A 13,059-nucleotide genomic window follows, 5' to 3' on the forward strand; every position below is an offset into this window, starting at 1 on the left:
CGGCGTAGTGAATGGGGCGGAGCCGACGTCGGCCCCGCCCCTCACTGTGTCCGCGACTGCGGTACTACTGAGGCCAGCTGGCCTCGATGGTGTCCACCGTCTGCTGGGTGCTGTCGCCGCTGAGCCAGCCGACGATTCCCTTCCAGAAGGAGTTCGCGCCGACGGCGCCCGGCATCAGGTCGGAGCCGTCGTAGCGGAAGGTCGCCTCGGGGTCCTGAAGGATCTCGATGGTGTCCTCGAGCAGCGGGCTCGATGCGAGCGACGGGTCGACCCCGTTGTTGGCGCTGACCGTTCCGCCCTGCTCGACGCGCAGGTTGGCGAACGTGTCGCTCGACATGTGGGTGAGCACGGCCGTGATGGCGTCGCTCTCCTCGAATGCCACGACGGTCTCGCCGCCGCCGGTGACGGCGAGCGGGTCATCCGCGTTGACGGGCGGCATCAGGAAGGCGTAGACGTCTCCGTCGGGCGATACGTCGACGCCGTCGCCCCAGTTGACCTCGTAGAAGGAGGCCTGGTGGTGCAGCGAGCACGCTCCGTCGAGGATCGGGAGTCCACCCTCCTGGAACGGGGTCGAGATCAGCGACTCGGTGTCGATGTACTCGGGGTTCTTCAGGATCTCGCCTGCCGCGTCGAACGCGGAGACGATGGCGGGGTCGTTGAACGGGATCTGGTGGGTGACCCACTGGTCGTAGACGTCGGGGCCGGACTGGCGGAGCACGAAGTCTTCGATCCAGTCGGTTCCCGGCCAGCCGGTGGCGTCGCCCGACTCCATGCCGGCGCACCAGGGGAGGTGGTCGCCCTCGTCTGCGATGGTCTGGGTGAGTTCCGTCAGTTCTTCGAGCGACTTCGGGATCTCGTAGCCCTTGTCTTCGAACTCCGCGGGCGAGTACCAGATGTAGCCCTTGACGCTCGCGAGCATCGGGGCTCCGTAGAAGACGTCGTCGAAGGTGCTGTAGGCCTTCCAGTCTTCCGACCAGAACTCGTCGGTGTTCGCTTCGACCTCGGCGGGTGCCGGCTTCAGGAATCCGTTCTCGGCGAGCAGCGAGACGAGTCCGGGCTGCGGCACGATTCCGATGTCGGGGGCGTTGCCACCCTCGGCGAGCTGGGCGATGTTGCCTTCGAAGTCGCGGCTGCCCTGGTAGTCGATGGTGATGTCGGTGCAGGTGGCGAAGTCGGCCCACGATGCGATGAGGCGGTCGGCCTCGGTCTCGACGATGGTGCCGGAGATGGTGACCTCGTCACCGTCGAACGTTCCGTAGGACTCGTACTCGCTGCAGTCGGTGTCTTCCTTCGACTGCTGCGTGTCACCGGTACAGCCGGTGAGCGCGAGGCCGATGACGCCTGCTGCGGCGATCGGCACGAGTAGGCGGCGTTTAAACGCTGAACTCATAGTTCCTCCTCATTGAGATGTGCCCGTCCGCGCCTAGCGCGGGGACGAACGAATGTGTTGCAAGGGTGGTTGTGCGGTGTGGTAGCGCTCCCACGCCCGCTGCTTCGCGGGTTTGAGAATTCGTACAAGACTCAAGCTATGGCACGCGCTCAGAGAGAGCAAGCGCTTGTGGTCAAGAAACGATTACTTTGCGTCAGGCCTGACAATGTGTCGTCTAACGAACGAAGGCACCGCTCCCCGAGGGGAGCGATGCCTTCGTGAATCCCCTAGCGGGGACGGGACTACTTGAGCGTGACGGTGGCGCCAGCTTCTTCGAGCTGAGCCTTTGCCTTCTCGGCGGTCTCCTTGTTGACACCCTCGAGGACTGCGCCGGGGGCGCCGTCTACGACAGCCTTGGCCTCGCCGAGTCCGAGGCTGGTGAGCGCGCGAACCTCCTTGATGACCTGGATCTTCTTCTCGCCGGCCGACTCGAGGATGACGTCGAAGGAATCCTTCTCCTCAACCTCTTCGACAGCGGCAGCAGCGCCACCGGCAGCGGCAACCGCGACGGGAGCGGCGGCGGTTACTTCGAAGACCTCTTCGAACTTCTTGACGAAGTCGCTGAGCTCAATGAGGGTCAGTTCCTTGAAGGCTTCGATGAGCTCTTCGCTTGACAGCTTTGCCATGATTTTCTCCTTGTGTGTTTCTTACTTCTACAAACCGCGGGTCAGGCAATGCCTAGTTCGCGGACTCCTGCTTCTCACGCAGCGCCTCGACCGTGCGAACGGCCTTCGAGAGCGGAGCGTTGAAGAGATATGCCGCACCGAACAGCGAAGCCTTGATTGCGCCGGCCATCTTGGCAAGCAGCACTTCACGGGAATCGAGGTCGGCGAGCTTCGCTACGTCTTCCGCGGTGAGGGCGTTACCGTCGAGGTAACCGCTCTTCACAACGAGCAGCGGGTTTGCCTTGGCAAAGTCGCGCAGAATCTTCGCAACGGCGACGGTGTCGCCGTGTACGAAAGCGATTGCGGACGGGCCGGTCAGTTCGTCGTCAAACGAAGTGATACCTGCCGCGTTGGCCGAAATCTTGGTCAGCGTGTTCTTCACCACGGCGTACGTTGCGTCTGCACTGAGTGACTTGCGCAGCGTCTTCAGCTGAGCAACAGTGAGACCGCGGTACTCGGTGAGCAGTACGGCGTTCGAGTTACGGAACTTGTCCGTAAGCTCGGCAACCGATGCTTCCTTGTTCGCCATGGCTCTCCTTAATTGATGATTGTCATTAGCCAAGGAGACGCGGGTATAAAACTAAAAAAGCCCCACGCAGTTGCGCGGAGCTTTGAACCCTTTCGGGGAAACTTCGAACACCTGCGCTGGATTTATGGAATCGCACCCGTGAGGGCGCAAGACAACCTGCGGTCTTTGGCTTCGTACACAGTAGCACAGGGTTCGGGGGCCTCGCCGTCCGCTGAGCCTGTCGAAGCGTCTACCGCCTACAGCCCTTCGACAGGCTCAGGGATCGCACGGTCAGTCGCGCCAGCTGTGCCGCGGCTCGTAGCCGAGCACCCGGCGCGCCTTCTCGATCGAGAGCAGGGTCTCGGTGCCCGACAGCTCGCGCGTCACCTCGACGTCGGGAAAGCCTGTGGCCGCGAGCTCGGCGCTCGGCGTGCGCATGACCGAGTCGGCCGCCGCGATGATGAACCGGTCGAAACCGGGAGCCGAGAGTTCGACGGCCTTGAGCACGGCCTGTGCTCCGTCTCTCGAGTCGATGTAGCCCCAGGCGTTCCAGCGGCGAACCGCCGGGTCATCTTGAAACCCTTCGAATCCCTCGTAGTCGACCTCGTTCATGACGTTCGAGAAGCGCAGCGCCGTGATGCTGAGCCGGGGGTCCCAGCGCACGAGCTTCTGGGCGAGCTCCTCTTCGAGGTGCTTCACGACCGCGTACATCGACTCCGGTCGCGACGGGTACTCCTCGTCGATCGGCAGGTAGGGCGGGTCGATGTCGAACGGGATGCCGAGCAGTGTCTCGCTCGAGGCGTAGACGACCGTGCGGATGCCGGCGCGACGAGCCGCCTGGAACACGTTGAACGTCGAGTTCATGTTGTTGTGGAAGGTGGCGGAGTCGGCCTGGATGCCGCCGGCGGGAATCGCGGCGAGGTGCACTATGGCGTCGGCGCCGTCGATGCGGTCGTTCACGCCGAACACGGCGTCGATGACCTGGCCGTAGTCGGTGAGGTCGACGCGGGTGAATCCCGGTCCGCGCTCGCCCACCGCGTCGAGGTTGAGCACCGTGTGCCCCGCCTCATTCAGTGCGGTGACGACCGCAGTGCCGAGCTTGCCTGAACCGCCGGTGACGAGAATGCGCATGGTCTCAGTCTTGCACTGCAACGGGCAGGGCCACCTCGAAAACCGTGTCGCCCGTATCGCTGCGCACCGCGACGGTGCCGCCGTGCGCCTCCACGATGGCGGCGACGATGGCGAGACCGAGGCCGGTGCTGCCCGCCGCCCGCGACCGGGAGCTGTCTCCGCGCGCGAACCGCTCGAAAACCGAGTCGCGCACGCGCTCGTCGATTCCGGGGCCGTTGTCGGCGACCCGCACCATGGCGTGCTCGCCGTCGACGGCGACGGATGTCACGACCCTGGTGCCCGCCGGCGTGTGCACCCGCGCGTTGGCGAGCAGGTTCGCGACCACCTGGTGCAGCCGTGCGCCGTCTCCGTCGACCAGCACCGGCTCGTCGGGCAGCTCGAGCTGCCACTCGTGGTCGGGGGCCGCGGCATAGGCGTCGCTCACCGCGTCGGTGAGCAGCAGGCACAGGTCGACCGGCGCGCTCTCGAGACTGCGGCCGTCGTCGAGCCGCGCGAGCAGCAGCAGGTCTTCGACGAGCGAGGTCATGCGGATCGACTCCGACTCGACCCTCGCGAGGGCGTGCACGACGTCGGGCGGCAGCTCGTGCCCGCCGCGGCGGGTCAGTTCGGCGTACCCGCGGATCGACGCGAGGGGTGTGCGCAGCTCGTGGCTGGCGTCCGCGACGAACGAGCGCACCTTCTTCTCGCTGGCCTCTCGGGCGGCGAGGGCGGATGCGATGTGCCCGAGCATGTGGTTGATCGCCGCGCCGACCTGGCCGACCTCGGTGCGGGGGTCGGCGTCGGCGTCGGGCACACGCACCGCGAGCGCGACCTCGCCCCGCTCGAGGGGCAGCTCGGCGACGTGCGACGCGGTGGCGGCGACCCGGTCGAGCGGCCGCAGCGCGACCCGCACGATGGCGGTGCCGGCGAGAAAGGCGGCGGCCAGCCCGGCGATCGTGACGATGAGGATCACCAGCATCAGCTGCGCCACGGTGCCGCTCACAGGGCTCAGCGGCTGCCCGATCACGACGTACTGCCCGGTCGACGTCTGGGTCACGATCACCCGGTACTGTCCGAGGTCACCGCCGAGGTCGATGGTCGTGGGGCGCGTGTCGGTCGTGAGCTCGAGCAGCGCCTCGTTCTGCGCGTCGGTCACCGGGGTGAAGCCGAGCCGTTCGTTGAGCACCGCTCCGTCGAGCGAGTCGTTGCTCACGAACGCCACGAGGGTGCCCGGCGTGAGGCCGGCGCGAAGCAGCACGTCGTCGGGGCGCGGGCCGCCGTTGCCGGTCTGACCGGGAGGCGTCACCCCCTGCACGCGGGAGCTCGCGGTCGTCAGCTGGCTGTCGAGCTGGCGCACGAGAGAGGTCTGCAGCGCGACGACGCTCACGGTGCCGACGATGAGGCTGATCGCCGCCAGCAGGGCGACGATGCCGACGACGAGGCGGCGGCGGAGTGTCCACGCGCGCGGGCCGGCCATCAGTTCGCGGCTTTCAGCACGTAGCCGACGCCGCGCACCGTGTGGATCATCGGTTCGCCGAGCGAGTCGACCTTCTTGCGCAGGTAGGAGATGTACAACTCGACGACGCTCGACTTGCCGCCGAAGTCGTAGCTCCACACCCGGTCGAGGATCTGGGTCTTGCTGAGCACCCGGCGTGGGTTGCGCATCAGGTAGCGCAGCAGCTCGAACTCGGTCGCGGTGAGCTCGATGACGGTGCCGGCGCGCTGCACCTCGTACGAGTCCTCGTCGAGGGTGAGGTCGCCGACCGCGAGAAACGAGTCGTCGCTGTCGCTGACGACGAGCGTCGACCGGCGGATGAGCCCGCGCAACCGAGCGACGAGTTCTTCGAGGCTGAACGGCTTGGTGACGTAGTCGTCGCCGCCGACGGTGAGACCGACGATGCGGTCGTCGAGCGAGTCCTTCGCCGTGAGGAACAGGACGGGGGTGTTGATGCCGTCGGCGCGCAGCCTGGTCAGCACCTGCAGGCCGTCCACGTCGGGGAGCATGATGTCGAGCACGATGACGTCGGGGCGGAACTCCCGCGTGATCGCCATGGCCTTCTGCCCGTCGGAGGCGATGCGCACGTCCCATCCCTCGTAGCGCAGAGCCATCGACAGCAGGTCGGTGAGCGAGTCCTCGTCGTCGACGACGACCGCCCTGATCGGCGATCCGTCGGCGCGCGTGATGCGGGGAGGCTGTGCTGCGGCTGTGTGGCGGGAGGTCGGCACATTGCTCATCCTCTCTATTATTGGGAGTTTTCTATGCGTCTCCTGTGAGTGATCAATCCCGTCGATCCGGTCGAGGCAGGGCACAATGGGGAGGTGACTTTCGTGCAGCCGACCCTCTCCCTCTGGGACGAGCCGGCCCCCGACCACCGCAGCCGCGTGCTCGCCGACTCGACCGACCGGGTCGCCTGGCTGCGCGCCCGCAGCTCCGGGGTCACGGCGACCGACGTCGCCCGGCTGTCGAGCGAGAGATCACTGCCCTCCGTCGCGTTCGACAAGATCAACGGGTCGTCATTCGGCGGAAATGCGTACACCGACCACGGCAACACCCGCGAGCCGGAGATTGCCCGGTGGGTGCGGGCGAAGCACGGCATCCACCCCAGCTCGCAGCTGTTCCACGCGCACGGCGAACGTTCCCACCTGGCCACACCCGACGGTGTCGCGGTGATCGACGGTGTCGTCGTGCTCGCCGAGATCAAGACCACGTCGTCGCTGTGGAAGAGCGTCCCCCGGTCGTACCTGCGGCAGATCTGGTGGCAGCAGTACGTGCTCGGCGCCGAGCGCACGCTGCTCGTCTGGGAGCAGCACCTCGACTTCGTGCCCGTGAACCCCGAGCCGACGTCGCGCTGGATCGAACGCGACGACAACGAGATCCACGTGCTCGTGGGGCTCGCCAACAAACTGCTCGGCATGATGCGGCGCTAGCGATGGGGATCCTCCTGCTGCACGGGCTCGGCGGCGATCGCCGACAGCCGCTCGCGCTGCTGAGGCCCGTGCTGCCCGAGACGGCGACCGTTGTGGCTCCCGACGTGCGGGCCCACGGCACGTCGACGGTCGTGGGCACCCGCGCCGACTTCGCCCTCGACGCGCTCGCCGCCGAGATCGCGGCAGACCTCCCCGACGAGCCCCTCACCATCATCGGCATCTCGATGGGCGCCGCGATCGGGCTGCGCCTCGCGCTGCTGGTCGAGGTGGAGAAGCTCGTCTTCATCCGCCCGGCGTTCACCGACCGCGCTCTGCCCGACAACCTCGCCGCGTACCCGGCGATGGGCGAGCTGCTCGAGACCTTCGGCGCGAAGCACGCCGAGAAGCTCTTCCGCGAGACCGACTTCTTCCACGACCTCGAGACCGTGTCGCCGCTGGCGGCGGAGGGTGCGATCGAGCAGTTCAGAAAGCCGGATGCCGCGGCACGCGCCATCCGCCTCATCGAGATTCCGAAGAACGCGGCCTTCGAGTCGGCGTCCGACCTGGCGGCGGTGACTGCCCCGGCATCGATCGTGGCTGCGCCGCGGGATCCCGTCCACCCGGTCGACGTGGCGGAGCTGTGGGCCTCGTCGCTGCCGAACGCGAGCCTCAGCCTGGTGCCCGCTCGCGACGAGAGCGTCGAGGTGTACACGACCGCTATCCGCGCAGCCGTCACGCGGGCGCTCGACCACGACGTGCCGGCCTAGCGCCATCCGGACGTGGGTGGCCAGCTGTGGCCGGTTCTCTCGTCGTGAAACGGCCACAACTGGCCACCTGGGCCTCGCTGACGGCCTAGCGCACGAACCGCACCTCGTGGATCTCCTCGCCGAGGAAGGGCTCGGTATGCTCGGCCCCGTCGAGCACGAAGCCGTTGCGCTCGTAGAACCGGTGCGCACGCGGATTGTCGCTCGCGACCCAGAGGAAGGCCGGCCCCGGTTCGACGACGGCGTCGAACAACCTCTGCCCGAGGCCCTGCCCGTGGAACTCGTCGCGCAGGTAGATGAAGTGAAGCTCGCGCACGCCAGGCAGCTCCGGGTCGCGGCTCGGACCCGATCCGGCGAACCCGACGATCTCGCCGTCGACGAGCACGGCGACGTGCGAGTACTCGGGGCCGAGGCCCGCGTAGTGGATCCACAGCTCGGCCATGCGCTTGGGCGAGAGTCTGGTGAGGGCGGCCTGGCTCACGAGGTGGTCGTAGGTCTCGTGCCAGCACGCGGCCTGCACTCGGCCGAGCTCCTCGGCGTCGACGTCTCGGACGGGGCGAACAACTACGGTGGCGTTCATGCTCCGACGGTAGCGCCGACCGGCCACGACCGCCAATCGAACGGCCGCGGCATCCGCCCGCCTGTCAGCGGGTCGCGAACGGCCCGCGCAGCACCGCCCACTGCAGCAGCATGATGCTCTTCGCGTCGATGATGCCGCCGCTCTCGACCAGGTCGAGGGCGGCGTCGATGTCGAGCTCGACGAGGGTGATGTGCTCGCCCTCGTCGACGAGCCCGCCGCCGGCGTGCTCGCGGGTACCCGCGTCGTAGGGCGCCGCGTAGAAGTGCAGGCGCTCGGTCACCGAGCCCGGGCTCATAAACGCGTCAAAGACGTGCGTGACCTCGCCGACGCGGTGGCCGGTCTCCTCGATCGCCTCGCGGCGGATCGCGGTCTCCGGATCGTCGTCGTCGAGCAGCCCGGCCGCGGTCTCGAGCAGCATGCCGTCGGGGTGGCCGTTGACGTACGCGGGGTAGCGGAACTGCGACGTGAGCAGCACCGTGCGACGGTCGACGTCGTAGAGCAGGATCGTCGCACCGTTGCCGCGGTCGTAGGTCTCGCGCGACTGCGAGCTCCACGATCCGTCTGCGGCCTGGATGTCGAACGTCGTTGTGTGCAGCGTGTACCAGTTGTCGCTCAGCAGGCGAACGTCGGTGACTCGGATGCGCGGGTTGGTGGTCGGGGGTGTCTCTGCGGCTCTCACGCCTCCAGACTATCGAGAGCGATAGTTTGCCTCGGGGTGACGTGTCTGTAACAGCGCCGAATCATTCATCGCCTTTACTGGGTTCACCAGCACCACGGCGGGAAGGCCAACGATGACGACGATGCGAGCCATCCTGATGGGCGGCGCGGGCGGACCGGAAGTTCTCGAGTGCGGCACCGCCACGGTGCCCGTCAGCGTCAACTCCGAGTTCCTCGTGCGCGTCGTCGCCGCGGGCGTGAACCCGATCGACGCGAAGACCCGTGCGGGGCGCGGGGTCACACCGGCGATCGCGTCCTTCCCCGTCGTGCTCGGCAACGACTTCAGCGGCGTCGTCGTCGCCAGCCCCTACGAGGGCCACCCGATCAAGGTCGGCGACGAGGTCTACGGCATGACCGGGTTTCCCCGGTTCGGCGGCAGCTACGCCGAGTACGTCGCGGTGTCGAGCCTCAGCGTCGCCCGTAAGCCGAAGGCGCTCTCGCACGTCGAGGCGGCCGCGGTACCGCTCGCCGCACTCACCGCGTGGGGCATGGTCGTCGAGGTGGCGAAGGCGCACGAGGGACAGCGCATCCTGATCCACGCCGGCGCCGGCGGCGTCGGACACTTCGCCGTTCAGTTCGCCCGCTTCTTCGGCGCGTACGTGATCGCGACGGGATCGACCCGCAACCTCGGCTGGCTCTCCGAGCTCGGCGCGAACGAGACGGTGGACTACACCGCGGAGCGCTTCGACGAGGTGCTCGACACCGTCGACGTCGTGATCGACCTGGTCGGCAACGTCTACGACGACACAGGGTCGCGATCGCTGGGCGTCGTGCGCCACGGCGGGCTCATCATCAACGCCCCGACCGGCAGCTGGCCGACCTTCATCGACGACGCGACCGCGGCTGGGCTGCGCGCCACGACCTACAAGGTCGCCCCCGACGGCACCAACCTGGCGGTGATCTCGCGTCTGCTCGAGTCGGGCGACGTGCGGGTGTTCGTCGACCAGGTCTTCGAGATGGATGCCGCGGCCGACGCCCACCGCTCGCTCGAGACCGGGCACACGCGGGGCAAGATCGTGCTGAAGGTCAGCGACTACTGAGCGGCAGCTCGCGCACGAAGTCGTCTTCCCACTTGCCGCCGACGAGGAACCGTTTCGTGCCCACGTTGACGAATCCGTGCTTCTCGTAGAAACGGTTCGCGCGCGCGTTCTGCTGGTTGACGCCGAGCCAGACGGATGCCGCGGCTCGCGCCCTCGCGGCCTCGACGCTCGCCTCCATCAGCACCCCCGCCGCGCCGCCGCCGTGCGCCGTCGCCAGCATGTAGAACTTGCTGAGCTCCACGGTGGGACGGTCTGTGACCACGGCGGCCACGTCGGAGTCGGTGGGCTCCGCCGCGATCAGCATCGTGTATCCCACCGCCTCACCGTCGACCTCGACGAGCAGCAGGTCGCGTGACTCGTCGGCCAGGTAGCCGGCGAAATGGGCCTCGGAGAGGTTCGAGGCGACGAAGTCGGCCACCGCCTCCTGGGTGGTGCCGGGCGGACACGCCAGAGCGAAGGTGGCTGCGGCGATGCGGTGAAGCAGAGCCGCGTCATCCGGCCCCGCCAATCGTGTGCTGACTGTCATGGTTGCCTTTCGGGGAGCAGAAAAGGGGCCCGCGCGAACGCGGACCCCTTCACGTGATTGCGAAAACGCTTAGATCGCGTTGACGTCCAGCGGGATGCCAGGACCGAAGGTCGTCGAAACGGTGCCCTTGGTGATGTAGCGGCCCTTGGAGCTGGACGGCTTCGAACGGACGATCTCATCGAGAGCGGCCTTGATGTTCTCGGCGAGCTGCTCCTCGGTGAAGGAGGCCTTGCCAGCGACGAAGTGCACGTTGGAGTGCTTGTCGACGCGGAACTCGATCTTTCCGCCCTTGATCTCGGAGACGGCCTTGGCCGTGTCCATGGTCACGGTACCGGTCTTCGGGTTCGGCATGAGGCCACGCGGGCCGAGTACCTTTCCGAGACGACCGACCTGGCCCATGAGCTCGGGGGTCGAGACGGCGGCGTCGAATGCGACGTAGCCGGCGGCGACCTTCTCGATGAGCTCGGAGCCACCGACCTCGTCGGCGCCGGCAGCGATTGCTGCCTCAGCCGCGGGGCCCGTTGCGAACACGATGACGCGGGCGGTCTTACCGGTTCCGTGAGGAAGGATGACCGTTCCGCGGACCATCTGGTCTGCCTTGCGGGGGTCGACGCCGAGCTTGAGGGCGACCTCAACCGTGGAGTCGAACTTTGCGGAGCCCGTGACGCGAGCGACCGAGACGGCCTCGCTCGGGGAGTAGAACTTGCCTTCTTCGATCTTGTCGGCAGCGGCGCGGTAGGCCTTGGATTTCGTAGCCATTATGCATCCACCGTGATTCCCATAGAGCGAGCGGTTCCCGCGATGATCTTCTCTGCGCCTTCGATGTCGTTGGCGTTGAGGTCGGCCATCTTCTGCTCGGCGATGGCGCGAACCTGCTCGCGAGTGAGCTTGGCGACCTTGACGGTGTGCGGCGTGGGCGAACCCTTGGCAACACCGGCAGCCTTCTTGATGAGCTCGGCTGCGGGCGGGGTCTTGAGGATGAACGTGAACGAACGGTCCTCGTAGACGGTGATCTCGACGGGGATGACGTTTCCACGCTGAGATTCGGTCGCGGCGTTGTACGCCTTGCAGAACTCCATGATGTTGACGCCGTGCTGGCCCAGCGCGGGGCCGATGGGCGGCGCGGGGTTAGCGGCGCCGGCCTGGATCTGAAGCTTAATCAGACCCGTGACCTTCTTTTTCGATGCCATTGTTTTTCCTTTTCTGTTCGAGAGGCCATTGCTGGCCGCTCTCCCGCACCTCGGGCGGTTCCCGGGTGCGGTGGTTCAGGCGAAGCCGACGTGTCGCCCGAAGGGCGAACCGTATGACTAGAGCTTGGTGACCTGGTCGAAGCTGAGCTCGACCGGGGTCTCACGCTCGAAGAGCGATACGAGCACGGTGAGCTTGCCGCTCTCCGGCTTGATCTCGCTGATCGAGCCGGGAAGACCCGCGAACGAGCCCTCCTTGATCGTGATGGTCTCGCCGACCTCGAAGTCGATCTCGGCCGGGATGGAGCGGGCGGTGTTCTTGCCCTTCCCGGGAGCCGACTTGGAGGGGGCTTCGACGATCTGCACGAGGCCCTTGAGCATCTCGAACGCCTCGTTGAAGCGCAACGGCGTCGGGTTGTGGGCGTTGCCCACGAAGCCGGTGACGCCGGGGGTGTGACGCACGACGCTCCAGGAGTCTTCGTTCAGCTCCATGCGCACGAGCACGTATCCGGGGATGCGCACGCGGGTGACGAGCTTGCGCTGGCCGTTCTTGATCTCGACGACGTCTTCCATCGGAACCTCGACCTGGAAGATCGAGTCTTCGACGGTCATGGAGATCTTGCGGTTCTCGATGTTCTGCTTCACGCGCTTCTCGAAGCCCGCGTAGGAGTGGATGACGAACCACTTGCCGGGAAGCGACTTCAGCTCGGTGCGGAACGCCTCGTAGGGGTCGACCTCGATGGGGTCGCCGTTGTCGTCGAGCTCGGGACCGTCGTAGGGGGGAACGTCGAGTTCTTCGTTCGCTGCCTCTTCGGCCTCGATGTCTGCTTCGTCGTCGGCTGCGGCGACAGAGGCGTCTGCCTCGTCGGGCGAGTCGATGTCGAGGGCGTCGTCGACGATGGCGTCGGCCTCGGGGTCGATCGCGGCGTCGAGAGCCTCGAGGAGGCCGGCGAGGTCGCCCTCTTCCTGCGTCTCTTCGTCTTCGATGTGCAGCGCGGTGTGCTCGGCTGCGTCTACGGAATTCTCGTCGACAGCCAGCGAGTTGCCCTCCTGGGCCTCATCGTCCTCAGAGGACTGCTCTGCAGCGGTCGCGAGGTCGATATCGTCGCGGTGATTCTCAGACACTGAATTCCATTCCATTTCTTGTTTCGTGACCGGACGGATCCGGCCACGTCGAGCAGGCGGGCCTCGCTAGGAGGCTAAGTCGCCGTCGCCGAAGATGTAGTTGACCGCGAGCGAGAACACCCAGTCGAGTCCGCCTACGAGGGCCATCATGATGACCACGAAGACCAGCACGACGAGCGTGTAGCTCACGAGCTCTTTGCGAGTCGGAGTCACGACCTTCTTGAGCTCGCCGACGACCTGTCGGATGAACAGCGACAAACGGCCGAACGGGCTGCGCTTGACAGCGCTGTCCTTCCGGGCGTTCTCTACGACGTCCTCGCTGGGCTCGTCGGTGATTCTTCTAGCCACTGTTACTACCTTCCGACAACTCGTCGTTGTGGTGCACGGCACCCCGCACGGAAATGTACGAGGACACCTGCAGGGCGGACAGGACTTGAACCTGCAACCTGCGGTTTTGGAGACCGCTGCTCTACCAATTGAGCCACCGCCCTTTGCGTGCTC

The 13,059-nt window shown here is 66.6% G+C and carries 16 protein-coding genes and 1 tRNA gene; 3 read left to right on the forward strand and 14 right to left on the reverse strand.

Going from position 1 to position 13,059, the window contains the following annotated elements; genetic code table 11:
- Positions 1–64 precede the first annotated feature (64 nt).
- From ABIE21_RS12685 to ABIE21_RS12710, 6 genes are all read right to left on the reverse strand, one after another.
- Positions 65–1,390 carry an ABC transporter substrate-binding protein gene (locus ABIE21_RS12685; RefSeq protein WP_354025200.1) on the reverse strand — a complete coding sequence of 442 codons (1,326 nt, stop codon included), beginning with the start codon at positions 1,388–1,390 and terminating at the stop codon, positions 65–67.
- A gap of 281 nt (positions 1,391–1,671) precedes the next feature.
- Positions 1,672–2,055, reverse strand: a complete 384-nt coding sequence (gene rplL, locus ABIE21_RS12690) for a 50S ribosomal protein L7/L12 (protein WP_354025201.1) — start codon at positions 2,053–2,055, stop codon at positions 1,672–1,674.
- 52 nt (positions 2,056–2,107) lie between these two features.
- Entirely contained in the window at positions 2,108–2,623 is a 516-nt protein-coding gene (rplJ, locus tag ABIE21_RS12695) for a 50S ribosomal protein L10 (protein WP_354025202.1), read from the reverse strand.
- A gap of 270 nt (positions 2,624–2,893) precedes the next feature.
- Positions 2,894–3,733 (reverse strand): NAD-dependent epimerase/dehydratase family protein, encoded by an 840-nt coding sequence (locus ABIE21_RS12700; RefSeq protein ID WP_354025203.1) that lies wholly within the window; start codon positions 3,731–3,733, stop codon positions 2,894–2,896.
- Positions 3,734–3,737: 4 nt separating this feature from the next.
- The gene (locus tag ABIE21_RS12705; RefSeq protein ID WP_354025204.1) at positions 3,738–5,189 is read right to left on the reverse strand and encodes a sensor histidine kinase; all 1,452 of its coding nucleotides are present in this window, start codon (positions 5,187–5,189) and stop codon (positions 3,738–3,740) included.
- Positions 5,189–5,947 (reverse strand): response regulator transcription factor, encoded by a 759-nt coding sequence (locus ABIE21_RS12710; protein ID WP_354025205.1) that lies wholly within the window; start codon positions 5,945–5,947, stop codon positions 5,189–5,191. The genes ABIE21_RS12705 and ABIE21_RS12710 overlap by 1 nt, the downstream gene beginning before the upstream one ends.
- A gap of 84 nt (positions 5,948–6,031) precedes the next feature.
- On the opposite strand from ABIE21_RS12710, the gene ABIE21_RS12715 reads away from it, so the two are divergent.
- Both ABIE21_RS12715 and ABIE21_RS12720 read left to right on the forward strand, forming a co-directional pair.
- Positions 6,032–6,640, forward strand: a complete 609-nt coding sequence (locus ABIE21_RS12715) for a YqaJ viral recombinase family protein (protein WP_354025206.1) — start codon at positions 6,032–6,034, stop codon at positions 6,638–6,640.
- A 2-nt stretch (positions 6,641–6,642) separates the two neighbouring features.
- A complete protein-coding gene (locus ABIE21_RS12720) occupies positions 6,643–7,386 on the forward strand; it encodes an alpha/beta fold hydrolase (RefSeq protein ID WP_354025207.1) in 744 nt (247 codons plus the stop codon).
- An 85-nt stretch (positions 7,387–7,471) separates the two neighbouring features.
- On the opposite strand, the gene ABIE21_RS12725 is transcribed toward ABIE21_RS12720, so the two are convergent.
- Together ABIE21_RS12725 and ABIE21_RS12730 are read right to left on the reverse strand one after the other, a co-directional pair.
- Entirely contained in the window at positions 7,472–7,963 is a 492-nt protein-coding gene (locus tag ABIE21_RS12725; RefSeq protein ID WP_354025208.1) for a GNAT family N-acetyltransferase, read from the reverse strand.
- A gap of 64 nt (positions 7,964–8,027) precedes the next feature.
- Entirely contained in the window at positions 8,028–8,642 is a 615-nt protein-coding gene (locus ABIE21_RS12730) for an NUDIX domain-containing protein (RefSeq protein WP_354025209.1), read from the reverse strand.
- 112 nt (positions 8,643–8,754) lie between these two features.
- Here ABIE21_RS12730 and ABIE21_RS12735 point away from each other — a divergent pair, with 112 nt between their 5' ends.
- Positions 8,755–9,720, forward strand: coding sequence for an NADP-dependent oxidoreductase (locus tag ABIE21_RS12735; protein WP_436232339.1), 966 nt, complete (start codon positions 8,755–8,757; stop codon positions 9,718–9,720).
- On the opposite strand, the gene ABIE21_RS12740 is transcribed toward ABIE21_RS12735, so the two are convergent.
- From ABIE21_RS12740 to ABIE21_RS12765, 6 genes are all read right to left on the reverse strand, one after another.
- The gene (locus ABIE21_RS12740; protein ID WP_354025210.1) at positions 9,707–10,246 is read right to left on the reverse strand and encodes a GNAT family N-acetyltransferase; all 540 of its coding nucleotides are present in this window, start codon (positions 10,244–10,246) and stop codon (positions 9,707–9,709) included. The genes ABIE21_RS12735 and ABIE21_RS12740 overlap by 14 nt on opposite strands.
- Positions 10,247–10,315: 69 nt before the next feature.
- Positions 10,316–11,005, reverse strand: a complete 690-nt coding sequence (gene rplA, locus ABIE21_RS12745; RefSeq protein ID WP_354025211.1) for a 50S ribosomal protein L1 — start codon at positions 11,003–11,005, stop codon at positions 10,316–10,318.
- Positions 11,005–11,436 carry a 50S ribosomal protein L11 gene (rplK, locus tag ABIE21_RS12750; RefSeq protein WP_354025212.1) on the reverse strand — a complete coding sequence of 144 codons (432 nt, stop codon included), beginning with the start codon at positions 11,434–11,436 and terminating at the stop codon, positions 11,005–11,007. Before rplK ends, rplA begins: the two co-directional genes overlap by 1 nt.
- Positions 11,437–11,553: 117 nt before the next feature.
- Complete coding sequence (gene nusG / locus ABIE21_RS12755) at positions 11,554–12,558, reverse strand: transcription termination/antitermination protein NusG (protein WP_354025213.1); 1,005 nt, start codon at positions 12,556–12,558, stop codon at positions 11,554–11,556.
- 66 nt (positions 12,559–12,624) lie between these two features.
- On the reverse strand, positions 12,625–12,906 hold the full coding sequence (gene secE, locus ABIE21_RS12760) for a preprotein translocase subunit SecE (protein ID WP_354025214.1): 282 nt from the start codon (positions 12,904–12,906) through the stop codon (positions 12,625–12,627).
- Between the two features lie 70 nt (positions 12,907–12,976).
- Positions 12,977–13,049: transfer RNA gene (locus ABIE21_RS12765), tRNA-Trp, on the reverse strand.
- Between the last annotated feature and the right edge of the window lie 10 nt (positions 13,050–13,059).

This window comes from Conyzicola nivalis, from assembly GCF_040548875.1.
In the GTDB taxonomy this organism is placed as follows: Bacteria; Actinomycetota; Actinomycetes; order Actinomycetales; family Microbacteriaceae; genus Conyzicola; species Conyzicola nivalis_A.

Coding starts and splice junctions, on each gene's coding strand:
- ABIE21_RS12685 (WP_354025200.1), bottom strand. CDS start 1,390: ATGAGTTCAGCGTTTAAACGCCGCCTACTCGTGCCGATCGCCGCAGCA.
- rplL (WP_354025201.1), bottom strand. CDS start 2,055: ATGGCAAAGCTGTCAAGCGAAGAGCTCATCGAAGCCTTCAAGGAACTG.
- rplJ (WP_354025202.1), bottom strand. CDS start 2,623: ATGGCGAACAAGGAAGCATCGGTTGCCGAGCTTACGGACAAGTTCCGT.
- ABIE21_RS12700 (WP_354025203.1), bottom strand. CDS start 3,733: ATGCGCATTCTCGTCACCGGCGGTTCAGGCAAGCTCGGCACTGCGGTC.
- ABIE21_RS12705 (WP_354025204.1), bottom strand. CDS start 5,189: ATGGCCGGCCCGCGCGCGTGGACACTCCGCCGCCGCCTCGTCGTCGGC.
- ABIE21_RS12710 (WP_354025205.1), bottom strand. CDS start 5,947: ATGAGCAATGTGCCGACCTCCCGCCACACAGCCGCAGCACAGCCTCCC.
- ABIE21_RS12720 (WP_354025207.1), top strand. CDS start 6,643: ATGGGGATCCTCCTGCTGCACGGGCTCGGCGGCGATCGCCGACAGCCG.
- ABIE21_RS12725 (WP_354025208.1), bottom strand. CDS start 7,963: ATGAACGCCACCGTAGTTGTTCGCCCCGTCCGAGACGTCGACGCCGAG.
- ABIE21_RS12735 (WP_436232339.1), top strand. CDS start 8,755: ATGACGACGATGCGAGCCATCCTGATGGGCGGCGCGGGCGGACCGGAA.
- ABIE21_RS12740 (WP_354025210.1), bottom strand. CDS start 10,246: ATGACAGTCAGCACACGATTGGCGGGGCCGGATGACGCGGCTCTGCTT.
- rplA (WP_354025211.1), bottom strand. CDS start 11,005: ATGGCTACGAAATCCAAGGCCTACCGCGCCGCTGCCGACAAGATCGAA.
- rplK (WP_354025212.1), bottom strand. CDS start 11,436: ATGGCATCGAAAAAGAAGGTCACGGGTCTGATTAAGCTTCAGATCCAG.